The 24,730-nt window shown below is 43.5% G+C and carries 22 protein-coding genes and 1 other RNA gene; 7 read left to right on the forward strand and 16 right to left on the reverse strand.

Going from position 1 to position 24,730, the window contains the following annotated elements:
* Positions 1-58: 58 nt before the first annotated feature.
* From AC0L4E_RS02875 to AC0L4E_RS02890, 4 genes are all read right to left on the reverse strand, one after another.
* Complete coding sequence (locus AC0L4E_RS02875; RefSeq protein WP_473677913.1) at positions 59-2,524, reverse strand: hypothetical protein; 2,466 nt, start codon at positions 2,522-2,524, stop codon at positions 59-61.
* Positions 2,525-2,569: 45 nt separating this feature from the next.
* Positions 2,570-3,976: a glycerophosphodiester phosphodiesterase gene (locus AC0L4E_RS02880; RefSeq protein ID WP_473677914.1), complete on the reverse strand. Its 1,407-nt coding sequence runs from the start codon at positions 3,974-3,976 to the stop codon at positions 2,570-2,572.
* 365 nt (positions 3,977-4,341) lie between these two features.
* Positions 4,342-4,524: non-coding RNA, 6S RNA (gene ssrS, locus AC0L4E_RS02885), on the reverse strand.
* Positions 4,525-4,576: 52 nt separating this feature from the next.
* The gene (locus tag AC0L4E_RS02890) at positions 4,577-4,885 is read right to left on the reverse strand and encodes a cell division protein ZapA (RefSeq protein ID WP_102528275.1); all 309 of its coding nucleotides are present in this window, start codon (positions 4,883-4,885) and stop codon (positions 4,577-4,579) included.
* A 543-nt stretch (positions 4,886-5,428) separates the two neighbouring features.
* On the opposite strand from AC0L4E_RS02890, the gene AC0L4E_RS02895 reads away from it, so the two are divergent.
* From AC0L4E_RS02895 to gcvP, 6 genes are all read left to right on the forward strand, one after another.
* Positions 5,429-6,004, forward strand: a complete 576-nt coding sequence (locus tag AC0L4E_RS02895) for a UPF0149 family protein (RefSeq protein WP_473677915.1) — start codon at positions 5,429-5,431, stop codon at positions 6,002-6,004.
* Positions 6,005-6,203: 199 nt separating this feature from the next.
* Positions 6,204-7,502 carry a 2-octaprenyl-6-methoxyphenyl hydroxylase gene (ubiH, locus tag AC0L4E_RS02900; protein ID WP_473677916.1) on the forward strand — a complete coding sequence of 433 codons (1,299 nt, stop codon included), beginning with the start codon at positions 6,204-6,206 and terminating at the stop codon, positions 7,500-7,502.
* A gap of 106 nt (positions 7,503-7,608) precedes the next feature.
* Entirely contained in the window at positions 7,609-8,820 is a 1,212-nt protein-coding gene (locus tag AC0L4E_RS02905) for an FAD-dependent oxidoreductase (protein WP_473677917.1), read from the forward strand.
* 286 nt (positions 8,821-9,106) lie between these two features.
* A complete protein-coding gene (gcvT, locus tag AC0L4E_RS02910) occupies positions 9,107-10,201 on the forward strand; it encodes a glycine cleavage system aminomethyltransferase GcvT (RefSeq protein WP_473677918.1) in 1,095 nt (364 codons plus the stop codon).
* A gap of 169 nt (positions 10,202-10,370) precedes the next feature.
* Positions 10,371-10,760, forward strand: a complete 390-nt coding sequence (gene gcvH, locus AC0L4E_RS02915) for a glycine cleavage system protein GcvH (RefSeq protein ID WP_102528280.1) — start codon at positions 10,371-10,373, stop codon at positions 10,758-10,760.
* 177 nt (positions 10,761-10,937) lie between these two features.
* Positions 10,938-13,826 (forward strand): aminomethyl-transferring glycine dehydrogenase, encoded by a 2,889-nt coding sequence (gene gcvP, locus AC0L4E_RS02920; protein WP_473677919.1) that lies wholly within the window; start codon positions 10,938-10,940, stop codon positions 13,824-13,826.
* Positions 13,827-14,262: 436 nt separating this feature from the next.
* Here the strand turns inward: gcvP and AC0L4E_RS02925 are convergent, their stop codons facing one another.
* The 3 genes from AC0L4E_RS02925 to AC0L4E_RS02935 form a co-directional block, all read right to left on the reverse strand.
* The gene (locus AC0L4E_RS02925) at positions 14,263-14,784 is read right to left on the reverse strand and encodes a hypothetical protein (RefSeq protein ID WP_473677920.1); all 522 of its coding nucleotides are present in this window, start codon (positions 14,782-14,784) and stop codon (positions 14,263-14,265) included.
* Between the two features lie 371 nt (positions 14,785-15,155).
* Positions 15,156-15,476: a hypothetical protein gene (locus tag AC0L4E_RS02930; protein WP_473677921.1), complete on the reverse strand. Its 321-nt coding sequence runs from the start codon at positions 15,474-15,476 to the stop codon at positions 15,156-15,158.
* A gap of 21 nt (positions 15,477-15,497) precedes the next feature.
* Entirely contained in the window at positions 15,498-16,190 is a 693-nt protein-coding gene (locus tag AC0L4E_RS02935; RefSeq protein ID WP_473677922.1) for a transposase, read from the reverse strand.
* A gap of 337 nt (positions 16,191-16,527) precedes the next feature.
* On the opposite strand from AC0L4E_RS02935, the gene AC0L4E_RS02940 reads away from it, so the two are divergent.
* Positions 16,528-16,956: a septal ring lytic transglycosylase RlpA family protein gene (locus tag AC0L4E_RS02940; RefSeq protein WP_473677923.1), complete on the forward strand. Its 429-nt coding sequence runs from the start codon at positions 16,528-16,530 to the stop codon at positions 16,954-16,956.
* Between the two features lie 204 nt (positions 16,957-17,160).
* On the opposite strand, the gene AC0L4E_RS02945 is transcribed toward AC0L4E_RS02940, so the two are convergent.
* Genes AC0L4E_RS02945 through AC0L4E_RS02985 form a run of 9 tightly spaced genes read right to left on the reverse strand, consistent with a single transcriptional unit; the run spans position 17,161 to position 24,673 of the window.
* Positions 17,161-18,861 carry a Na(+)/H(+) antiporter subunit D gene (locus tag AC0L4E_RS02945; RefSeq protein WP_473677924.1) on the reverse strand — a complete coding sequence of 567 codons (1,701 nt, stop codon included), beginning with the start codon at positions 18,859-18,861 and terminating at the stop codon, positions 17,161-17,163.
* Positions 18,848-19,198, reverse strand: a complete 351-nt coding sequence (locus AC0L4E_RS02950; RefSeq protein WP_473677925.1) for a hypothetical protein — start codon at positions 19,196-19,198, stop codon at positions 18,848-18,850. The genes AC0L4E_RS02945 and AC0L4E_RS02950 overlap by 14 nt, the downstream gene beginning before the upstream one ends.
* The gene (locus AC0L4E_RS02955) at positions 19,191-20,678 is read right to left on the reverse strand and encodes a monovalent cation/H+ antiporter subunit D family protein (protein WP_473677926.1); all 1,488 of its coding nucleotides are present in this window, start codon (positions 20,676-20,678) and stop codon (positions 19,191-19,193) included. The genes AC0L4E_RS02950 and AC0L4E_RS02955 overlap by 8 nt, the downstream gene beginning before the upstream one ends.
* The gene (locus tag AC0L4E_RS02960; RefSeq protein WP_473677927.1) at positions 20,675-22,153 is read right to left on the reverse strand and encodes a monovalent cation/H+ antiporter subunit D family protein; all 1,479 of its coding nucleotides are present in this window, start codon (positions 22,151-22,153) and stop codon (positions 20,675-20,677) included. Before AC0L4E_RS02960 ends, AC0L4E_RS02955 begins: the two co-directional genes overlap by 4 nt.
* Positions 22,153-22,515, reverse strand: coding sequence for a cation:proton antiporter subunit C (locus AC0L4E_RS02965; protein WP_473677928.1), 363 nt, complete (start codon positions 22,513-22,515; stop codon positions 22,153-22,155). Before AC0L4E_RS02965 ends, AC0L4E_RS02960 begins: the two co-directional genes overlap by 1 nt.
* Positions 22,496-23,512, reverse strand: coding sequence for a Na(+)/H(+) antiporter subunit B (locus AC0L4E_RS02970; protein WP_473677929.1), 1,017 nt, complete (start codon positions 23,510-23,512; stop codon positions 22,496-22,498). The genes AC0L4E_RS02965 and AC0L4E_RS02970 overlap by 20 nt, the downstream gene beginning before the upstream one ends.
* A 26-nt stretch (positions 23,513-23,538) precedes the next feature.
* Positions 23,539-23,880: a monovalent cation/H(+) antiporter subunit G gene (mnhG, locus tag AC0L4E_RS02975; protein ID WP_473677930.1), complete on the reverse strand. Its 342-nt coding sequence runs from the start codon at positions 23,878-23,880 to the stop codon at positions 23,539-23,541.
* On the reverse strand, positions 23,877-24,173 hold the full coding sequence (locus tag AC0L4E_RS02980) for an MrpF/PhaF family protein (protein WP_473677931.1): 297 nt from the start codon (positions 24,171-24,173) through the stop codon (positions 23,877-23,879). The genes mnhG and AC0L4E_RS02980 overlap by 4 nt, the downstream gene beginning before the upstream one ends.
* The gene (locus AC0L4E_RS02985; protein WP_473677932.1) at positions 24,173-24,673 is read right to left on the reverse strand and encodes a Na+/H+ antiporter subunit E; all 501 of its coding nucleotides are present in this window, start codon (positions 24,671-24,673) and stop codon (positions 24,173-24,175) included. The genes AC0L4E_RS02980 and AC0L4E_RS02985 overlap by 1 nt, the downstream gene beginning before the upstream one ends.
* Between the last annotated feature and the right edge of the window lie 57 nt (positions 24,674-24,730).

Genomic DNA, 24,730 nt, shown 5'->3' on the forward strand with positions numbered 1-24,730 from the left:
CTATAAATCAATGCGTGATAATTTTGGTTAATCTATTTAGTTAATTTGCTTAGCTGTTCTAAAGCTTAATCGTAAAGTCGGTGTTATCTACCTTTAAATACACCCACTTTCTTACTGGCTCATGACCTTGTGCTGATACTTTTACATCATAGCCGCCTGCGGGTAACATCATCCCTGCTCGATATTTCGGTTTGATGTTCATTACGGCGATTTTGGCATCAGTCACATTGGTATTAATGGTTAATGGCAATAACACTTGCGCTTGTTGATGGCTCGTTGACTTAACGCTGGTGTCATGTTCTGGCATCAAGGTTAAGTCGAACTGATTAATTGGCTCACTGATGGCGTCAAAACCTTTGGTGATAAACAAGCGTTGATCGATACCAGTTCCAATAGGTTGCACGATAGGTTGAGTCACTAATAGCCATTTCAGTGCATAGGAAATACTGGCCGAATCATTCTTTTCCATTTGCTCAAAAAAGTAATGAAGCGCCGAGTCTTTCATGGTGTATTGGTTACTGCCCATGGTTAATGGCACCACAAAAATAGCCAGTAGCATCACCCCAGAAATACTGGCTTTAATGTAGCCTTTGGTTTTAGGGGCTTCAGTATCATTAGCTGCGCGCTTAACTTGTACTAATTCAACAGCTTTCATAGGCAGTTTCAATACAGTTAATAACACCAAAGCTAAGCTGATAGACATGGATATCGGTGGGACAATTGTGGCTCGTAATGCCGATTTACCAGTAGATTCGAATGCGCCACCATCAGCAAATTCAGTTTGCTGCGCTTCAAGTACATTGAGATATTCCGTGGTCTTACGGGCAATATTGGGCTCAATGATTTTTTGTTTAAACTCTCGGTTATTCCAATCGGCTAATGTAGGGCTAATATATAACTCTTTCATTTGGCGTTGAATGCGTTTTTGCACATCGCCTTCTTGTTGGAATTGCTGCCAGCTAAGATTAGGTGGCATGTCATTACCTTGCTTTTTCATCGCAGAACGCCATTGAGCATCGGCTTGTTGGCGCACTTTTTTAGCCACAGCATTATCAAAGCTGTTCCGGTCAGTGAGCGACCAAGAGGCGGGTAAGTTTAAGCCTTTCTGTTTAAGCTTTTTATTCACTTTCACGCTAGTGATTTCATGAACTCTAAAGTCATGAATATATTGAATGCCTAAAGGATAACCGCCTGACTCTTTTATAAAATCAGGCTCCATTTTCACCATCAACACATTCTTATAATGGTTCACATCATTGGTATACACCATACGATGATCTTTAAAGCCAGCATCGCCACCCGTTGCTGCGTCAGCCGCTTGCATGGCAGTAAATAAACCAAAGGTCATAATGCCAGTAATAATTGAATTACCGACGTTTTCAGAGGTTGAGATCTCTTCGCGGATTAACCAGTCATCTGGTGGAATATAAGGGATGCTGTACTTGGCAATTTCTTTGTCGTAACCGGTTTGCAGGCGCTCAAAACAGCGATTCTTGCTGCTGCCTTTTTTCATATCAGCGCATTTATTACGACGTTCAAAGAAGTCATACATTTTAGGGGCAATTTTTTGGGCGCGAGATTCTACTCTAGCTTCATAAGCGGTAACGCCTTTTTGGTATTTCTCCCAGCCTTGTTTAACCTGATTTTGAGTATCTAACCAGTATTCATCTGAGCGTTGCGGTGAGCTTGCTAGTGCTTTGTTGTATTTATTTGAGCCTTCAGCATATTCGGTATATTTACCGCGTAAGGTCTGGCGAAAATCATCGTAATCGCCGTAGTGTTGATCAAAGTTAGACATGGCGCGATCGCGGACAAACTTCTCCATGATCATGCGTTTTTTTTGTTTCAAATCATCAACCAATTTATCGTCGGCATACACTAAGCCGCCAAAGACAGACAAAAAGGTTTTTTCAGTGGAGTTATGTTCACGATTAGGATCGTAATCAATGCCTTCAAATTGGATCGAGTTTTCAATCAATGCGCTGCGTAATACTTGTGATAAGTACGCTTGTTGACGCTCCTCAGGTGATGAGGCATCAATAATGAAATGATCAACTAGCCATTTCTGTCCAAAAAACACTGTCGGCCAAACAATCAAGGCAATTAAGCCAAAGTAAGCGAATGCGCGGCCAACTTTGGCAACTCTGCGGCCTTTAAGTAATAAATCGGCCAATAATAAAGTGACACCAATACCACTAATTGTGCGGCCAAATAGCTCGACTGCACGTAAGTCTTCTTCACTTGAATTTCTGCCGCCAGCGACATCAGTTAGCGCAGCATTAAAGACAGCCTCAGGAAATAAGTACACTACCGAGCAGATAAACATCAGCAACATCCACCAAAACGGTTTACCCATTTTGGTGATTTGCGCTTCAACGGCTTGCGCTTTTTCGGTTTTAACGGCTTCTGACTTTTGTTTTTGCTGAACTTTCTTTAGCTCTTTTTCTGCCGACTGCATCTTTTGCTGTGTTGGGGTTTTATTCAGCAAGTTGGTTGCAAATGGGCTTTGTTTATTTTCAGTCATAGTGATTCAAAGGCTTTTCTTATTATCGATTGTGATTAATGGCGCTTATTTACTGTTACTTGGCAAGGTTAAAATGATGGTGTCGCCAGTTTGAGTATCGATTTTTTCATCGGTAATCGTCGGAAAACCATGCTCAAGCAAAGGTGTTGGAGTGTTATTCACGGCCTGTTTAGCTTGATTGCCCTTAATTGACTTAAGACCTGATGCCAGTGATAAGTAATAACCTTCTTGCTGATACCCCAGCATTTCTTCAAAGCGATCAAAGTTCGCATCTTGAGGCAATGACGCAATATAACGACCTACATTGCTTAGAGGTTGGTAGCGTTTTGCTGGCACGGCTGCGTTGAATAATCGCTGACAAATTTTGTACGGCGTTTCATCCACAATTACCCCGTGAGGCAAAGATTTTTTGTTCAGCTTCAATAGTTGTGATTGATGATAATCAGTGCCGTTGAGAGAGTAGGTATAAACCTTCATGTCTAAACGTTCAGCGTGGCTTTTAACACTTCTGTTTTGCATAAAACTGCGAATATCGAGGTGGATCCCCGAATGACTGCCAAGCTTACTATGTAACTTCGCCAGCGCATTTGAACTGGTGTAGTCCTTATAACGCGAACGATAACGCTTGGTGCCATAGCGTCCAGCGAGTTCAATATTATTCTGGTTCTCTAGATAATAAGCGTCATTGTTAACGCCTTTACGCATATCAGCAGTTAACTTTTCAACACTGGTAGGGTGTCCGCCTTGGACAAAGCCTAAGTAAACGTATGGGTTAATCCCACGTAGTTTATACAAGGTGTCTTGATCTGCCGCTGAGTAATAAAAGCCGCCATTACCAATGTATTTTTTGAGCATATTGTCGAGCTCAACTAACTCTTGGCCATTAGCGTCTGATTTGATTTCCACATTCAGCTTCTGACTCGGCATTCGGTAGCCTGCAAATACCTTAAAGGCTTCTGCTGCGGTAATTGGGCGCTCATTGAGTAAGGCGTTGGTGTCTTTATCACGCAGCTTCAATTGACCAAACTCTTTACGGTTCATGCGTTCAAGTTTGTAACGCTCACCCGTGTAGTGCACGGTAGCGCGACCGGTCTGACTATCATGGTGATTAACCCAAGTGCCATCTTTTAGCAGCATGACATCTATTTCGACGCTATTAAAATTATCATTTAACGCCGAAGCAATCGCGTTATAACTACTTTCAGGTTGGCGAAAGTCGCCGCGGTGAGCTGAGATATCTAATGCACATTGCGCGGTTGATAACATCTTAATGTTGCCATTGGCAGCTAAGTACAAGTTGCGGTCGCCCAAGGTTAATTGGATATCGATAATATCTAAACCTTGCGTGGCAGCATCGACAGGTAAGTGAGCTAAAGCAGCCGGAACTATGTAAGTTGGAGTAACAGGTTCTGGGGTAGATTTACAACCAGAAAGAATCAACAGCGATGCCATTGTAACTACAATGTAGCTCGCTAATAGGAAAGGGCGACTTGTCATAATCCCTAATTACAAGTTATTAATATTGCGGACTTTATACCTTAATGTTCAGAACAAAACAATAATAACCATAATCTTCACAAGTGTAATTATTAACGAATGTTAACTTAGACAATGTTGGCCTTTTTTTCGACTGCTTTCAGTTACAAAATTTGCTTAAATATTTCATTTTTTAGCTATGTGATACTGAGCTTAGCTTAGCTGAACTGAATAGTAGGGCGAGGTATGGCATGTTTGATTTTTAAAATTGAAAACAATAAAAAAGCCACCTAAAAAGGTGGCTTTTTTATTTGCTTTTTTGTTTAGCTTAGCAATTTAGAATGCTCCCCAGAATACCGACCGTCGGTGTAGCCCTTGAACCGTAGGTTCAAGGCGGGAAAATGTTCATCTCCTAAGGTTTCTCGGTACGAGCCGAGCATACACAATGTCAATGAAAACATTCACCCTGGGTTTGTAAATATCGGCACAGGGACATAACCTACAAGCGCATATCCCAGGGAGCAAAACCAGTGTGAATCATGTCGAACTTAGTGCTCAACACAAATCAAAATTTGTTTAGTCGTCCTTGCTGGTTCGTTCAATCAGCGAGTTTTCTAACGTCGACTGTAATAACGAAATACGCTCATCCATTTGCGCCATGTACTGCTTATTCTTTTGCTGTTCTTCGTGTAACTCGTAACCAATATTCAGCGCGGCCATAATGGCTAATTCTTCGCGGCTCAAATTATTAGTACGTGCTTTCAGGTTAGTCAGCTGTTGCTCAACACCTTTAGCGATCGAACGCAATGCATCCTCTTGTCCTTTCGGGCAAGCGATAGAGTAGGTGCGCCCTAAAAGGGAGATATCAATAGCACTGTTACTCATAATTCGCTGAGGATCCTTATTCGTCTAAAATAAAAATTGTAGCAGTTTACCGTTCCATCTGACTGTAACGCTTTAGCATGAATGCGAGTATCAGCGTTGATTTACAATCATTTTACAACATCAGCAGAGGAACTAGCTTGTTTGCGGACTATATAGCGCCCATATTAAAAGTGCAAGGTAACTTACCGCCTTTAAGGCTATTTGCTTGATGAATGAGCATTTCGGCTTTTTCATCGTTTTTAAAGCTCACTGCGCATTTGTTTTAGACATCTCTAAGGATACGTTGTTTATTGCAAATCGTTTAGTTCATCGAGTTATATTCGATGCCGTTAATATTAGCTTTTGATTTATCAAGCCAGTAATAAATAGTCTATGAGCTAACAATTGCACATTCTGCCCACGCTATGATTACGCTAATTGACCTAAGGTGCTTTATACTTAACAGATTGATGAAATATTTTAGCAACTTGTCTTGCAGAATTTGGTAGCAGTTATTAACTCTGCTAGCATTGCAGCAGATTGATTATTTAATGGAAAAATACCATGGCAACGCCTCCTTCTTTATGTATTGAAAAACTGAAAAAAGCCTTAGATTCTGCCGAGATTGGTCAACATCCAGTCGAAGTGCATGGCGCGTTAGTTGGGTTAATTTGTGGTGGGGTTGAGCAAGCTAATACAGCTTGGTTAAAACCATTACTTGAACTGATGAATGACGGCCAGCCATTGACCAATGAATTACAGCAGTTAATCACTGATTTATTTAAAGACACAGCCACGCGCTTAAGCGATGCCGAATTCGGGTTCTCGCCATTATTACCTGAAGAAGAAGAGCCACTAAGCACCCGCTTAGAATGCCTAGCCTTGTGGGTACAAAGCTACCTTACCGCTATTGCATTGATCCAACCTAAACTTAACGGCGCATCATCAGATGTGCGCGAAATCATTCAAGACTTAGGCGCGATTGCTCAAGTTGAATTTGATGTTAGCGATGACGATGAATCTGAAGGCGCATTTATTGAACTACACGAATTTGTTCGTATGGCTGCGGTATTGTGTTACTCAGAGTTCGGTCCTGAAATCCCATTAGATGACAGCGAACCTGCAGCGCCACTGCACTAATACTTAGTCCTGAAAAAAGCCCTAAATTTTAGCCCTAAATTTTAGCCCTAAATTTTAGCCCTAAATTTTAGCCCTAAATTTTAGCCTTAAATTTTAGTCCTAAATACGAGTACTAAAACGGCATGACAAATTTGCTGATGCGCACTTAATTTTACTTGAGTGTGCACAGGTTAAATCAATAATAAAAAGAGCTCGCGCGATGACACAGCCAATTAATTCAGAAAAGCCAACTCATTCAGAAAAAACAATTGAACAAGTGGATATCACCATTGTTGGCGGCGCAATGGCTGGTGCGAGTTTAGCCCTTGGTTTAGCCCAATTATCTGATAAGTATCAACAGCAGTTAGGCAGACCTCTCTCAATCGCCGTGATTGAAGCAGTGAAACCTGATGATAATCACCCAGGCTTTGATGCCCGCTCCATTGCTATCGCCCATGGCTCAGTTTTTGAATTAACCCGTTTAGGTATTTGGCCAAAGCTTGCCAGCCTTGGCACTGAAATCAATAATATTCATATTTCCGATCGCGGCCATTTCGGCATGACCGAACTTAACGCCGAGCAGTTTTCATTGTCTGCAATGGGACAAGTGGTAGAGCTTGCTAAAGTCGGTAAGGTGTTATTTGATGAACTCAAACTCGGTAAAGTGACTCAACAAGCGGTTAAACTCTATTGCCCCGCGCAATTAGCTGAGTTAAATACTGACGCAAACGGCCATACCTTAACCTTAGATAACGGCCAACAAATTCGCACCAAACTGTTAGTTGCCGCTGATGGTGCCAATTCGAAAGTGCGCCAAGCACTTAAGCAAGATATTGAAAAAGTTGAGTTTGACCAAGTGGCATTAGTCGCCAATGTGCAAACCGATAAACTTCATGATGGCTGGGCGTATGAGCGCTTCACGGACACTGGGCCGCTAGCGTTATTGCCTATGTCAGCGGTTGATGGCAAGCCGCGTGTGTCATTAGTGTGGGCGCTTGATAACCAACAAGCACAAACACTTAAAGCGGCGCCTAAAACTGAGTTTCTATCGGCATTGCAACGCGCATTTGGCAATCGAGCAGGGCGCTTTACTGATGTGGGGGAGCGAGTCAGTTACCCGCTTACGTTATCCTACATGCCAAGACCGATTTACCATCGCACCGTCTTTATTGGTAATGCTGCGCAAACCTTACATCCGATTGCAGGCCAAGGTTTTAACCTAGGTTTACGGGATGTCGTAGGGTTAATTGACGCCATTGAAGCTAGCTTTAAAGAACTTAATGCTTCTGACTCTCAAGAGTTAGATTGCGGCCAAAACGCGCTTATCCATCATTACCTTAAGCTGCGCGAGCAAGACAGAAATAGCACCATCAATAATGTAGAATTTTTAGTGCGCGGCTTCTCAAATCAGCACTGGCCATTAGTGGCTGGGCGTAGTTTAGGGTTAAGATTATTGTCTTGGTGCCCGCCGCTTAAAGCCCCTATAGCTCACAAAGCCATGGGCTGGAAAACGGCTTAACTGTCAGAGCCTTCGGCGGCTTTTTATAAATAGAGCCTTCAGCGGCTCTTATGGATAGAGCAGATTTAATTATCCTCTGCAAACCGATTGAAGATTAAGGATTAACATGTTTCAAACTCAAACCTATGATGTAGCCATTGTTGGCGGTGGTATGGTTGGCTTGGCAACAGCAATCGGTTTAGCCGAAGCAAACTTAAACGTAGTGGTGATTGATGCAGGCCAAACAGAGGCGGTATCAGGTGAGCCACGACTTAGAGTGAGTGCGATAAACAAAGCCAGTGAGCGATTACTAACAAACTTAGGTGCATGGCAATACATTGACCATGACCGAACTGCGCCGTATCAAAAAATGGCCGTATGGGATAAAGACGGCTTAGGCAAAATTGCCTTTGATGCCGCCAGCATTAGCCAACCATCCCTTGGCGCAATAATCGAAAATCAATCAATTAGCTATGCGTTAGCAAAACGCACTAGCGAGCTAAATAACATCACTCACCTTGAAGGCCAGCGCTTAGAACGTATCGCTTTTGGTGAACGTGAGTCATGGTTAACCCTAGACAATGGCGACAACTTAAGCGCCGCATTAGTTGTTGCCGCCGATGGTGCCAACTCTTGGGTGCGCAGCCAATGCCAAATTCCACTGACCTTTTGGGATTACGGCCACCACGCTATTGTCGCTACCATTCGCACTGCAGAGCCACATGAAGATACCGCGCGTCAGGTGTTTTTAGCAGATGGGCCATTAGCTTTACTACCACTGTATGAAGATAACTTATGTTCTATCGTGTGGTCGGTATCACCAGCAGAAGCCGAACGATTAAAAGCACTATCAAGTGAAGAGTTCTCTAAAGCGTTAACCGCAGCATCTGATGGCCGCCTAGGGATGTGTGAATTAGTCAGTGAGCGTCAATCGCATCCTCTGCGTATGCGCTATGCCCGTCATTTCGCTCGCCACCGTTTGATACTCGCAGGCGACGCTGCCCACACTATTCATCCGTTGGCAGGCCAAGGGGTTAATTTAGGCTTTTTAGACGCCGCCAGTATTATTGAAACAATTAGCGAGTTAAATGAAGCTGGCAAAGATATTGGCGATTATGCCAATCTTCGCGCTCTAGAGCGTTGGCGCAAAGCCGATGCCATTGAAATGATCAGCGCAATGGAAGGCTTTAAACGACTCTTTGCAGGTAGCAATCCATTCAAAAAAGCCTTTCGCGATCTGGGGTTAACCCTGATTGATAATGTTGCTGGACTGAAAACAGTGTTCATCAAACAGGCTATAGGCAATAAACTCAAACTTCCCAAACTTTGCCGTGAGTAAAATTTGCCATCACTTCGGCCCAAAAACGCTTATATATCAGGGGATCGGCCGAAGTAGATGAAATTCTTGTAAAAAAATTACAGGTAACGCATTAGTAAAACTAATGTTAACAGACTCGGATTAGAAAATTTCCTACTATACAAAATTCACCCTATGGGTATAATTTTGCCCCATTCATAGCCGTGAACATTTCCTATGTCCATCAGATATGTACATTCAGTATGTTTGCGGAATATAAATGCCTTCATTCGTTTTACCCTCAGAAGGCTCATAAAAAGAGATTATAATGGCTAATAAAACTGTACTCTTTAACAAGCACTTAGAATCAAACGGCAAGATGGTAGATTTCCACGGTTGGGATATGCCACTTAACTACGGTTCACAAATCGAAGAACATAACGCCGTGCGTCAAGACGCTGGTATGTTCGATGTATCACACATGACAGTTGTTGATGTGACTGGTACCGATGCTTGTGCATTCCTTCGTAAATTATTAGCAAACGATATTGCTAAGCTTAAAGTTGCAGGCAAAGCGCTATATAGCGGCATGCTAGACGACAACGCTGGCGTTATCGACGACCTTATCACTTACTACCTTACTGACACCCACTACCGCGTAGTCGTTAACTCAGCCACTCGTGTTAAAGACTTAGCGTGGATGGACAAGCAGTCAGCAAGTTTTGATGTGACTATCACTGAGCGTCCTGAGCTTGCAATGATTGCGGTTCAAGGCCCTAACGCTAAAGCGAAAGCGGCTGAAGTATTCTCAGCTGAGCAAAACGCAGCGGTTGAAGGCATGAAAATGTTCTTCGGTGTTCAGTCTGAATCATTATTCATTGCCACCACAGGTTACACAGGTGAAGCGGGTTACGAAATTATCGTTCCAGAAGCAGAAGCTGAAAGCCTATGGCAAGCACTACTAGAAGCAGGCGTTAAGCCATGTGGACTCGGTGCACGTGACACCCTACGTTTAGAAGCAGGCATGAACCTATACGGTTTAGATATGGATGAAACCATTAACCCGCTAGCCGCCAACATGGGCTGGACTATTGCGTGGGAGCCAGAAGATCGTGACTTTATCGGTCGTGAAGCATTAACTGCGATAAAAGCAGCAGGTCCTGACAAATTAGTCGGCCTAGTGATGGAACAAAAAGGTGTCCTTCGTCATGGCATGCCAGTGTTTTTCACTGACGCAGACGGCGTTGAACATGAAGGTTCGATCACCAGCGGGACTTTCTCGCCAACTTTAGGCTATTCTATTGCCATGGCACGCGTACCTAAGGGTATTAGCGATACTGCAGAAGTTGAAATGCGTAAGAAACGCGTTGCGGTAAAAGTTATCGCACCAAGTTTTGTACGTAACGGTAAACAAGCATTCTGATGTGAGTAAGCAAAATTGTGATTTCACAGCACATTTTGCTACTAACATATTTTGGGAAACGGACTTATTTAGATAGTATCAGTCAATAGTCAAAGAGTTGATGATTAAGTACTTATCCCATTAACAATAAAAATTGCGCTTTAATTTTATAGATATAGGAATTATGACAATGAGCAACATTCCAGCTGAACTTAAATATGCTTCATCACATGAGTGGATCCGTAAAGAAGAAGACGGAACTTACACAGTGGGTATCACTGAGCATGCACAAGAGCTATTAGGTGACATGGTATTCGTAGAATTACCAGAAGTAGGCGACACAGTTACTGCTGGTGAAGATTGCGCAGTAGCTGAATCAGTTAAAGCAGCATCTGACATCTACGCACCAATCTCAGGTGACGTTGTTGCAGTAAACGAAGCACTAGAAGATTCACCAGAATTAGTAAACAGCGAAGCATTTGGCGAAGGTTGGTTCTTCCGCGTTAAGCCATCTGACGAAGCTGAAGTGGCTAACTTGTTAGACGCTGACGGTTACCAAGAAGTGATTGACGAAGAATAATCGTCGACGCTAATAGAAGCTCCCTTGGGAGCTTCTTTTTGTTTTGCCTTTTAAAATTTTTTTAATGACATAAGCGATCCTTACGCCTGTCATTAAAGTATTGCACAACAACATTTTTCCCTAGACCAGTTTATAACCCTACAGTGACATTCTGGCAGATTTGGAACACGACTTCTCATGACTAAGCAAACCCTAACTCAATTAGAGCAACACGAATTATTTTTAAGCCGACACATAGGCCCAGACCAAGCGCAACAGCAAGAAATGTTGAACTTTGTTGGCGCAGAGTCGCTTGAAGACTTAACCGCACAAACCGTGCCGGGTTCAATTCGTTTACCGCAAGAATTGACCATTGGTGATTCATGTGGCGAAGCGGAAGGCACAGCCTACATCCGCACCATTGCTGATAAAAACAAAGTATTCAAAAGCTACATCGGCATGGGCTACTACGGTACTGATGTACCTAACGTCATTTTACGTAACGTGTTTGAAAATCCGGGTTGGTACACAGCGTACACCCCATACCAGCCAGAAATCGCCCAAGGCCGTTTAGAGTCAATTCTAAACTTCCAACAAGTGTCTATGGACTTAACCGGTCTTGACCTTGCATCGGCATCACTACTTGATGAAGCTACCGCTGCTGCAGAAGCAATGGCCATGGCCAAGCGTGTTTCTAAAGCCAAAAAAGCCAACATCTTCTTCGTCGCCGATGACGTATTCCCACAAACATTAGACGTAGTACAAACTCGCGCAGAATGTTTTGGTTTTGAAGTGATTGTTGGCCCAGCGGCAGATGCTGCAAACTACGAATTATTTGGCGCGTTATTCCAGTACACCAACCGCCATGGTGAAATCACCGACAACACTGAGTTGTTTGCCAAGCTTGCTGAAAAGAAAGCCATTGTGACCGTCGCCGCTGACATCATGTCACTGGTATTACTTAAGTCGCCAGGTTCAATGGGCGCCGACATCGTATTTGGTAGTGCACAGCGTTTTGGCGTACCAATGGGATACGGCGGACCACACGCTGCCTTCTTTGTTGCCCGTGACGCACACAAGCGTTCAATGCCGGGTCGTATCATAGGTGTATCAAAAGATACCCGTGGTAACCAAGCACTGCGTATGGCAATGCAAACGCGCGAGCAACACATTCGCCGCGAAAAAGCCAACTCAAACATTTGTACTGCACAAATCTTACTAGCGAATATGGCATCGTTCTACGCGGTATTCCACGGCCCACAAGGTCTTAAAACCATTGCTAGCCGTATTAACCGTTTAACTGACATTCTAGCTAATGGCTTAACGGCTAACGGCGTTGAGTTAGTTAACAGCACTTGGTTCGACACCATCAGTGTTAAAGGCTTAGACGTAGCCGCAGTAACAGCTCGCGCAGTTAAAGCTGAGCTCAACCTACGTATTGATGCAGACGGCATTGTCGGTATCAGTATCGATGAAACCACCACACGTGAAGATATCGCCCAGTTATTTGATGTGATTATTGGTGCAGGTCATGGTCTAGACGTTGCAGCAATCGATGCTAATATCGTCGCTAACGGTTCAAGCTCAATCCCAGCAGAACTTGAGCGTAAAGATGCTATCTTGAGTCACCCAACATTCAATCGCTACCAAAGCGAAACTGAAATGATGCGTTACATCAAGCGTCTAGAAAACAAAGATTTAGCCCTTAACCATTCAATGATTTCGCTTGGCTCATGTACTATGAAGCTCAATGCAGCCGTTGAAATGCTACCAGTAAGCTGGCCAGAATTTGCCAACATGCACCCATTCTGTCCGCTTGACCAAGCCGAGGGTTACACTCAGCTAATCAACGAGCTATCTGACTTCTTAGTCAACATCACAGGTTACGATGCAGTATGTATCCAACCTAACTCAGGCGCACAAGGCGAATACGCTGGTTTGCTTGCGATTAAAAAGTACCACGAGTCACGCGGAGAAGGGCACAGAGACATCTGTTTAATCCCACAATCTGCTCACGGTACTAACCCAGCTTCTGCCCAGCTTGCAGGCATGAAAGTGGTGGTTACTGCATGTGATAAAGAAGGTAACGTCGACGTTGAAGACTTACGCTCAAAAGCGGCAGAACTTGCAGACAGCTTATCGTGCATCATGATCACTTACCCATCGACTCACGGTGTGTATGAAGAATCAATCGCCGAAATCTGTGAAATCGTCCATGAGTTTGGCGGCCAAGTTTACCTTGATGGCGCCAACATGAACGCACAAGTGGGCTTAACGTCACCAGGCTTTATCGGCGCAGACGTATCACACCTTAACCTACATAAAACCTTTGCTATTCCACATGGCGGCGGTGGACCAGGTATGGGCCCAATCGGTATCAAAAAGCATTTAGCGCCGTTTGTAGCAGGTCATCAAATCGTTAAACCAGGCCGCGAAAGCGACAATAATGGCGCGGTTTCTGCTGCACCATACGGCAGTGCCAGCATCCTACCTATTAGCTGGATGTACATTAAGTTACTGGGCACCGAAGGTGTTAAGCAGTCAACCCAAATGGCACTGTTAAACGCTAACTACGTGATGAAGAAATTATCAGGTCACTACCCAGTATTATTCACTGGCCGAAATGAGCGCGTCGCGCACGAATGTATTATCGACCTGCGTCCGCTTAAAGAGTCTTCAGGCGTAACTGAAATGGACATTGCAAAGCGTCTAAACGATTACGGATTCCACGCACCAACCATGAGCTTCCCTGTAGCGGGCACGCTGATGATTGAGCCAACAGAATCTGAATCAAAAGTTGAGCTAGACCGTTTTGTCGAAGCGATGATCTCAATTCGCAGCGAAATCGCTAAAGTTGAAGCAGGCGAGTGGCCAGCGGACAACAACCCACTGCACAATGCGCCACATACTATGGCCGACATTATGGACCCAGCGTTTGATTCACGTCCTTACAGCCGTGAAGAAGCCGTGTTCCCAAGTGCAGCAGCGAGAGCGAATAAGTTCTGGCCAACGGTTAATCGTATTGATGATGTTTATGGTGATCGTAATCTAATGTGTAGTTGCGTACCAATTTCTGATTACGAGTAAATAGCTACTTAACCTCAGTAATACGGCATCAGCCGCTACTTTTTGCTACTCATTGACAACAGTCAACTCCGTGGCAAAAAGCAGCGGCTTTTTTGTCTTACTATCGGCAGTAACGCTATTTGGTGTGGGTTGCTTACAGTAGTAACATGAGTGTTTACTGAAACCAGTCAACTCCGCGTTAGAGGCTTCGGCTCACAGCCAGTAGCTTCGCAAGCGACGCAATTATGATGGTAGCTGGCTTCTGTTGAGGTTTGGTTAGTTACCAAAACAAAAAAAGCGACCTTAGGGTCGCTTTTTTATTGGTGAGTTTAAGTTTACTCTGACCCCCACTTAATCTCACTTAATCTGACCCCACTTAATCAAATCTGAGGTATTAGTGCTATTGTATGAGTGAGTAGTTACAGAGCCTTAGATATTGCCCTGTCTAAAAATTGCATCATTTGACTAAAAAGCACTCTGGCTCAATAGCATCATTTTCATAATCATCATAAGTGTTTACAGTTAGGTAAACTTCTTGACCTTCTTCAACTGTAATTATTTTGATGTTGGAACCACTATAAATAGGATAAACAAGCTTTCTATAATCAATAGAATCTTTGGCATAATCTCTGAAATCAATTTCATGCCTAACTGATTGTCCAACTGAAAGTGGGAACCAATCAGAACCATAATAATGTTCTGGTTTTAAGCGTTTTGTTCTTATTGACTTCCCATCATAGTAGCCAATGGATATACCCGCATTATGAGCATCAAATAGCTCACTATCCAAAAATCTTGGGTCAACAAGTAAATCCTGATCTGACGTATTTGTATATTCGAGTATAATTTGCCCTTTATCTGTACATAACGGTAGGATATCTACAGAAATAAATTTGTGGTTGTGGTCGAACTCGAGAGCTTGTAGTGAACAACAGAAAAGTCCACCAAGAGCAATTAATCTCTTAAAATAACTAATCATAGATATTTACCAACTATTTTTCAAAAAAGTACGCAATTAAGTGGGGATCCGACAGGAGCAGAGTAAACTCTTCAATTTGTGCCTGTGTGGTTCAAATGAACTGGCTTTTACAAGCTAATGATTGTCCTCTTCATCTTTGAAAGGCGTTCTCTTATTGGATTAAGAGCTTGGCCTGCGTTTGTTTGTGTTGGCTCTACAATACGCCAATTTTTTAATCAATTGCAATGGATTAGCGCACTGTTTTGCCCGAAATTTTAAAATTAAATCATTTAAAAACAGTATTTTAGTTGCACTACTGCTAATTTATACTCGTACATGGGGTTTCTTTTAGATGTAAAAAGGGCACTTTGAGTGCCCTCTAAAAACTAAGCTTAAAGCTTGAAGCTCATTAAATCCTCTAAATCAATCGAATGCTTTGTTTCGATTGTGGCAACGGTATCTTCTGCATATTCAGCAAGGCGGATAACATTTACTTTAGCCCTTTGATTTACTTCATCTTTTTCTTTTATGAGCAATAAGTTGTATTGCTCTGAATTATCAAGACTAAAACGTCCATCAGAACTAATATCTGAGATAAAATCTAGTTGTTCTACTAACAAATTATTAATATGAAATTTTGAATATTTTTGTGCAAGATTGATTCTCTTTTTTTCGATAGCCGTAATGATTTCTACTTCATTCGGTACGATCAAATAAGTGGGGTCAGAGTAAACTTAATTTTTTGCTTTGTAGGGTCGTCCCATTTTCTTTGGTTTCATGGTGTTTCCTGTTAATTTTTCTATCTCATCTTTAAATTTATCATTCCCAATCGCCATGCCTTTGTTGGTTGCTTGGCGAATATCCTCTATGAGTTTGCTATCTAGGTGATGCTTAAACAATGCGCGGTAACTCGATAGTCTTTTCTCTGGTTCTAGATGAATTGATAGATAAACCTGATGTGGGGTGCAAAGCGGTGAAGTTTTACCAAGTGCGTTGATTTGGTAGCTTGACCAAGGGTATTCAGCAGGGTCTGTCACCATATTTGCTCTAACAGGGTTGAGTTCTATATAGCGGTAGAGTTGAATTAAGTAATCCTCACTTTGAACCAAGCAGGATTTAAACCTTCCTTCCCAAAGGGTGCCTGTACGTTTATACGTGTGATTGAAGTATCGAACGTACTGTCTGCCGAGTGCTTGCATCATCTGACTTATGGAGTTTGGGTGAAGTGGGGTACATAACAGATGCACATGATTAGTCATGAATACCCAAGCGTGTATTTCTACATGAAATTTTTTAGCATAATCTTTTAACCAACCAGTATATGCATTGAAATCCTGTTCTGATATGAAACAAGCTTGGCGATTATTACCACGTTGAATGACATGTTGAGGGGTTCCGATTGGACTAACTCTAAGTTTTCTAGGCATGTGCAAGTTCCATTTGCAAAGGCGAATAAGCTACAGAGTATAGTTGAGTAATTTAAGTTTACTCTGACCCCACTTAATCCCAGAGTATAGTTGAGTAATTTAAGTTTACTCTGACCCCACTTAATCCCACTTAATCCATGACCCCACTTAATCAAACTAACCTGACTCAGGTTTGTGTGATTAGGCGCTAGCTATCGCAGTGTGCTGGGTGACAGGGAATATGTTCTCATCTAGACTGCGTGTTAAGCCTAGTTAACTGCTTTAGTGCATTTGTCAGTGCTCTAGGGTGGTCAACAGGACGTAGCCTCACTCAAATAAGCGAATAATAGATAGAATGATGAAATTTAAGCTAACCGTTACCACTTTACTTATTGCCACGTTAGCAGGGTGTTCATCTACATCAAATTTACCCATAGATGCATCTAAAACGACACAATACTCAAAGTCTCATGCTCTAGTAGGGCAAGCTTCTTGGTATGGTAAACCATTTCATGGCAGGCTCACTGCCAGTGGTGAGAAGTACAATATGCGATCCTATACTGCGGCGCATAAAACCTTGCCTTTTGGAACAATAGTAAGAGCAACGAATACGGCAAATAACAAAAGTGTCGATGTAAAAATTAACGATCGTGGCCCGTTTGTAAAAGGGCGTGTGATTGACCTTTCTCAAAAGTCGTTTCAACAAATAGCCAGTACTAATCAAGGGATTGTTCCAATCAAGATTGAAATCCTAGATGACAGTAATACCTTTAGATACAAGCACTAACTTTACTGAATCTGCGTCTGCATCTATTTTATTCATTAGCCATTAGCCATTAGCCATTAGCCATTAATTAAAAGCCATTAGCTAAAAACTATTCACTAAAAGCCATTAATTAAAAGCCACAAACAAAAAAGCTAGCCCGTTTGCTAAAAGTCATTAGCAAACGGGCTAGCTTGTATCTTGATACTTCCTTTCTGGTTGAGCCTTCTAACTCACAAAGCCAATAAACAGGTAAGTTGCTAGGATCACTGCGACCCAAAGCACCATGTTACCTGATGGGTAGTCGCTTGAAATAAAGCTGCCACCTTCTTTATATTGGCGGGCTAAAAACGCTTGGCATTGGTCTAGCTTGCCACGAACTGATTGACGTATTGCACCATCCACTTTCCAAATAACCGCAAACATACGTTGCAAGACATTTGGCACAAAGCGTCTGTAAACCCAATCTACGTCAAGGTGAGTTGAGCGTAGTTCTGGTGGGTATTTCCCTTTAAGGTTGAGCCACACAAAGGCCAGCGCTGAGAATAACAACAGCTGTGTCTGGGCAAGTACGTGAGTCGCATCATATGGGTTATAGCCCGTGTCGTATGGCAGCAGCGAGTAAAGCGCCGCAGGGTAAATACCAATACCGATACATAGACAAGCTGCAATAAACATAGCCAATAACATGTTGGTTGGCGGGTCGTTTGCTCTAATGCCCGAGTCATGGGCGAAGAAAGCAAAGTAAGGAATCTTGATGCCTGCATGGTGGAATACACCTGCTGAGGCAAACAATAACATTAACCAAACCCAGTCATGTCCTGTTTCCATTGCCGCTGTCATCACCATAGATTTACTGACAAAGCCGCTAAACAGTGGGAAGGCCGAAATAGAGGCAGCGCCCACAATACAGAGTATGGTGGTTTTAGGCATGGTTTTATAAAGGCCGCCGAGATCGGAGCCGTTTATTCGTCCTGTCATATGCAGTACAGCGCCCATGCTCATAAATAGTAAGCCTTTAAAGATCACATCGTTAAAGGCGTGAGAGACCGCGCCGTTTAAGGCAAGTGAAGTACCGATACCGATACCAACCACCATAAAGCCCACTTGGTTAATCAAGCTATAGGCAAGTACGCGGCGAAGGTCGTTTTCAATTACCGCAAAGAAGATTGGGAAGCAGGTCATTGCCGCGCCAATATACACTAGCAGCTCGGTACCAGGGTAAGCTCGAGCTAGTGCATAAACCGCTACCTTCGTGGTGAAGGCGCTAAGTAATACCGTGCCTGTTGGGGTGGCTTCAGGGTATGCGTCGGTAAGCCAAGTGTGCGCAAAAGGGAACGCACACTTAATGCCAAAGGCAATAAAGATAAGCCAACCCGCTATGCTGTCTAAACCGATAAAGTCAAAGGCGGCACTGCCTGTCTCGTTGATATAAAACAGCGCACCAATGAGCAGAATAACCCCAGAAAGCACCTGCATGATGAGGTAGCGCATACCAGCACTATAGGCGGCAGGGGTGCGGCGAGCCCAAATCAGAAATACTGAAGTGAAAGCCAATAGCTCCCAAAACACAAACAAGGTAAGCAAGTCACCCGCAAACACGGCGCCAATGGCGCTGCCTGCATACAGCATGGCTGCCACTTGCTGCACTGTGTCTTTAACGTGCAATGAGTAGATGATGGCAATAAACGCGGCGATATGGAAAATATAGCCAAACATCAGGCTTAGTTTATCTGCGCGGTAAGGGACTAATTCATAGTCCAAAAACATCATTTGCAGATGAATACCTTCTGGTACTGTCCACAAATGCAGTCCACCTAAAACCGGAATCGCTATCATCAATGCGCCGCGGAGTTTTCCACGGGTTGTCGCAGCAATTAATCCGCCTATTAAAAACAGCACAAACGGCGGTAACTCAAGCATCCACATTGCGATCACCTTTATTGTTATTGTTAGCTTCGTGGGCGTGGCCATCGCTGACGTCGACTATTTCAATCTTGCTGTCATCAAGTTCTTCAACGGGTCCATAGTAATCTTCTGAACGCATCAAAAAGGTTCGCATCCAACTGGCGATTAACACCAAGATGACACAGCCTACAAAACCATAGATAGGGTAGAAAATCGGTAAGTTTTCCCAGCTATGGTAAACATGACGATGAATGACAAAATCAAGTATCACCAAAATTCCGCAGCAGGCGTATAGCAGGTATAAAACCCGTTGGATATTTTTGGGGTTATCAAAGAGGTACTGCTTCTCGTTATCCATGATTCACTCCAGATACAGTCAAGATAGCTTTCGCTAATTCATAAAAGGGCTGAGGATGGATGAACATGATCAGGCAGCCTAATGTAGTGATAATTAATGCAATCAAAGAGGGTAGTGGCGCTTCTTTGATAGTGCGATTGGTTGGTGCCTCGTCCTTACCGGGGAAAAATGCGTGGTAAGGGATAGGCAATAGATAAGCAATATTCAGTAACGAGCTGAGCATCAACGTCGCCATGACTAACCAGTAACCTGTTTCTATCGTACCCATTAACAGGAACCATTTACTCCATGTTCCCCCTGCTGGTGGAACGCCAATAATACTTAGGCTAGCAATGAAAAATGCCGCCATAGTGATTGGCATGGTATAGCCTAAGCCGCGCATTTCGCTGACCTTAGATTTATGACTGGCCACTAAAATTGCACCGGCACAAAAGAATAAGGTGATTTTGCCAAAGGCGTGGGAGGCAATATGCATTGAACTGCCGATAACACCAGATTGGGTAGCAAGCAGTGCGCCGATAGTGATGTAGCCTAATTGACTCACTGTAGAGTAGGCCAGTCTGGCTTTTAAATTGTCTTGTCGCATGGCAACAATTGAAGCCAGTAACACTGAAAGTGCCGCCAAGTGCAGTAAAAACTCAGTCGTGGGTAGCTTTGGTAGTAGGTCGAGTCCAAAAATAAAAATACAAATCTTAAGTACTGTAAATACCCCAGCTTTTACCACTGCCACAGCATGTAACAGGGCACTGACGGGAGTAGGGGCGACCATCGCCGCAGGTAACCAGCGATGAAACGGCATCATCGCAGCTTTACCAACACCAAATATAAATAGCACTAAGATTGCGCCTGCAATGGTGGTATCTACATCGGCGTCAAACACACCGCCAGCGGTGAACTCAAGAGTGCCTGTGATGAACCAAGTTAAAATAATAGCTAACAGGAAGAAGGCGATTGAGGTGCCGAGCAAAATACCCAAATAGACGCGGCCACCTTGCTTGGCTTTCTCTGTGCCTGCATGGGTCACCAACGGATAGGTTGAAAGAGTAAGCACTTCATAGAACACAAATAGAGTAAATAGATTCGCTGAAAAGGCGAGCCCCATTACTGCACTAATGGCTAACGCAAAGCAGATATAAAAACGGGTTTGGTTTTCTTCACCGTGACCACGCATATAACCGATAGCATAAATGGTGGTGATTAACCAAAGGAAGCTGGCAATTAGGGCGAATAACATGCCTAGTGGTTCTACGACAAAGCTTATTTCTAAGCCCGGCATAAGCTCCCACCACGAGACCTCAATACTTGCTCCTGCTTTGAGTGCTTGATAGAGATTGACCACGCAGTAAAGCACCACAAGACTAATACTTATGGTGACCGCCTCACGAAGATTAGGTTTCTTTCCTGTGATTGCGATTGCAAAGGTTGCTAGCAAAGGCAATAGGATAGTTAGCTGTAACATCAGCGCCAAAGATGGATTCATGGGTTTATTCCAAACAAGCTTTGAGAAGCCGCCTGTGCAACTTGCACACTTAGGCGAGTATCGATACCGAAATAGATATTAGCGATCACTAGGGTCCAAATAGGGGCAAGGAATGTCCAAGGTGCCTCTTTAACCGTGTCGCGCCCAGCTAGTGGTGGTCTGAAATAGGCCATTTCGACAATCCGCCAGATATACACAACAGCAAGTAATGAACCTAATAGGAGAAGCACAGCAACTGGCCACATCCCTGCTTCAACACTGGCAATAAGCAGATACCATTTACTGACGAAGCCTACGGTTAATGGCACACCAATCAAACTTAATCCACCGATGACAATGGCTGACATGGTCAATGGCATTTGGCGACCTAGTCCTTGGAATTGACTCAGTTGTACGCTGCCAATACGGTACATTACCGCGCCTAATGCTAAAAAGAGGGCACCTTTCATTAAGGCATGGTTAAACAGGTGCAGTAGTGTAGCCATTACGCCTGTGCTGGTATTAATCGAATAACCAATAATCATGTAACCGACTTGAGCGATACTTGAGTAGGCTAGGATATGTTTAACATTTTGCTGATATATCGCAGTGGCAGAAGCCACAAAAACACCCACTAGTCCAAGCACCATTAAAATGTCTTGTAAGGGCAGGCTAGTGAACGAGAACGAGATGCCAAATACAGTAAAGGTAAAGCGGATTAGCAGGTAAACAGCAACCTTAGTAGAGGTTGCGGCTAAAAACGCTGTGACGATTGAAGGTGCGTAGGCATATGCATTAGGCAACCACAGATGCAGTGGGAATAGTGCCAGCTTTAAACAAATCCCAACAATTAAGAAGGCGAATGCAGCAAACACTGTACGGGTGTGGCCGACGTCAACTAAGCGTTCGGCGAGATCGCTCATGTTGAGCGTGCCGGTCATTTGGTAAAGCATGCCAATACCAATCAAGATAAAGGTAGCACCAATGGTACCCATAATCAGGTATTGAAACGCCGCCCACAGTGCACGTCTATCTTTACCTAAAGCAATTAAGGCGTAAGCAGACAGTGAGGAAATCTCTAAAAATACGAACACATTAAATGCATCGCCTGTGGCTACAATGCCGAACATGCCCGTTAGAGATAACAGGTAAAGGCTGTAAAACAGGGTGTGGCGATCTTCGCTTAATTCTTTTTGAATGCTGGTGTTAGCAGCAAATATCACCACAGTAGCTATGCTTGAGATAATGAGCAGTAAGAAGGCATTGAGTTTATCTATGCGATATTCAATTCCCCAAGGTGCTTCCCATCCTCCGAGTTCATAGATGATGGTGCCTGATTTCATCACTTCCATCAGTAACAGTACGCTGTTGATAAAGGTTGCAGAGCAAACCAACAAAGCAAAAATCCACACCAGTTTTGAACGGTTTAAGAACCAGCATAATGGCGCTGCCATTAGCGGTATCACGACTTGTAAAATAGGCAGGTGAGCTAACACTATGAATTTTCCTCGTTTAGCTGATCTAGTTTTTGGATCTCATCTTCTTCGACGCAGCCATAGGATTCTTTGATTCTAATGACGAGGGCAAGTCCAAGTGCAGTGGTTGCAATACCCACCACAATCGCGGTAAGAATTAACACATGTGGAAGTGGGTTAGAGTAGTCGCTGATCCCTTCAGCTAGGATGGGAGCGCTGCCACGCTCAACCATGCCTACGCTGATATAAAAGATAAACACAGAGGTTTGGAAAATCGTTAGGCCAACTAATTTTTTAACGAGGTTGCCATGGGCGATAACGATATAAAAACCAATCATCATTAGCAGGACAACGATCCAATAATTATAAAGTCCGAGAAACATCTTGCTCCCCTTTTTGTTTGTTATTGTCTTGGATTTGTTTGTTACGGTCTTGAATGGCTTGTCTGCGGGCATCAAAGTTGAAGAAAATACTCAGCATGACTGAGGCAACAGTGATACCTACGCCTAATTCAATCACGAGTATGCCAATATGTTGACCTGTTAAAGGGTCATCCGCTAACACGTTATAGTCTAAGAAGTTCGCTCCATTGAGCATCGAAACAACCCCAACAGAGGCGTACAGTAAAAGTCCTACAGCCGCTAGCAGTTGAATGATTGATGGATTAAACACTTTTTGCGCGGTATCTAAGCCAAATAGCATGGTATAGAGAATAATTGCAGCAGCGAAAATTACCCCTGCTTGGAAGCCACCGCCAGGGCCGAAGTCGCCATGGAATTGAACATAGAGCGCGAACAGTAAGATGAAAGGGATGAGTGCTTTACTGACAATACGCACCACCATATGACGCTCATGCATTTGCTCTTCAGTAGGGTCTTCTGATTCAGCTTTTTTACGGCGTCGAGGCAGTGAAAGCAAAGAAAGTACACCAATACCAGCTGTGAAAATAACCGCAACTTCGCCTAGGGTATCAAACGCACGGTAGCTGCCTAAAACTGACGTGACGATATTCGGAATGCCGACTTCGTCCATTGATTGCTGAATATAACGAGGAGCAACATGTTGGTGCACTGGCGCATCAACAGCGCCAAAATACGGCATATCCATGGTGCCATAAATCAGCATGCCACCAGTGACGAATACAACAAATAGCGAAATAAGCGGTCTATGGCGTTTAGGTGCTTCTTTTCGACCGGTAATCGTAATGGCCGCCAGCATGAGTAAACCGGAAATACCTGCTCCAACAGCCGCTTCGGTAAAGGCCACGTCAACAGCATCAAGCACCACAAAGAAACAGGCTGACAATAAGCCATAAATGCCACTTAACATCACGACAGCTAACAGGTTCTTGGTGCGCACAATTGCAATGGCAATGACCACTAAAAATACTAATAGTATTATATCTACTAAGGCTTCGATGGCTTGTTCCCTCCCTGTTCGTCAGGTTTGCCCTGTAGCGGTAACAGGCCATTTTGCAGTGCAGCTTTAGCTAATGCATGACTGGCAGATGGGTTAATAAATAGCGTACATACGAGGATCAAAATGAGTTTAATAAGAACTAAACCATTGGGACTTTGCAGCATTAAGCCTATCAAGACTAAGCTTGCACCTAAGGTGTCGGTAACGCTTACAGCATGCATACGGGTGTAAAAATCAGGAAAACGGATAATCCCAATTCCACCTGAAAAGCAAAGAAAACTACCAATGAGCAGGCATAAACCACTGATTATTTCTAGCGCGAGGTTCATTCTTCACCCTCCTTGGTTGTTCGGGGTTTATAAGGAGCAACTTTAAACTCGGCAGAGTCTGAATAGCGCAACACCCCAATGACACTAATAAAGTTAATCAGGGCATAAACAAGGGCAATGTCGAGAAACTCTGGACGTCCCATTAAAAAGCCTAAAACTGCAATCAACAGAATGGCTTTAGTGCCAAAAAAGTTGAAGGCTAATATGCGATCGTACAAAGTAGGGCCGACGATACAGCGAATGATCGCAAGTAACATAACAACAAGAATGGCGATTGTGGCAGCAGCTAACATTAGTTTTCAAGCTCCCTTACCCGGCGATCCATCTCTCCGGCTTTTAGTGTTTCGATGTCTGATTCATGTAGGGCATGAACGGTTATTTGGTCATCAATTAAGTCAATCGCTACCGTCCCTGGGGTTAGGGTGATGGAGTTGGCGTAGGTCACTTTATTGATATCTGAGCACTGGCGAGTGTCGATGGTGCTCAGGGTTGGTGAGATACTCTTGTTACCCATCCAGATATGTTTAACCACACTGATGTTAGATAAAATGACCTCTTTTACTAACCACAGCATGTAACGCAACATATTGGCATTGAGACGAACAAGGTGAGTTTCTTGATCGATCACATCCATTTTTTGAGTGATGTAAAGCACAAGCATGATTGAACCTGCACCCAGCGATAATAAAAGTGGATTACTGTAATTTGAGTTAATCCACCAAAATAGTGCGAGTGTTAATATCAGAATAAGCCGGTGGCTCGGAACAACGCTGCTTTTATTTTCTTGTTTCATATTGATTATTGCTTTGTGTTAGTTAACTGCTACTTAAACCTAGGTGAGTGTTATCAC

The organism is Shewanella sp. GJ50-10, from assembly GCF_055808815.1.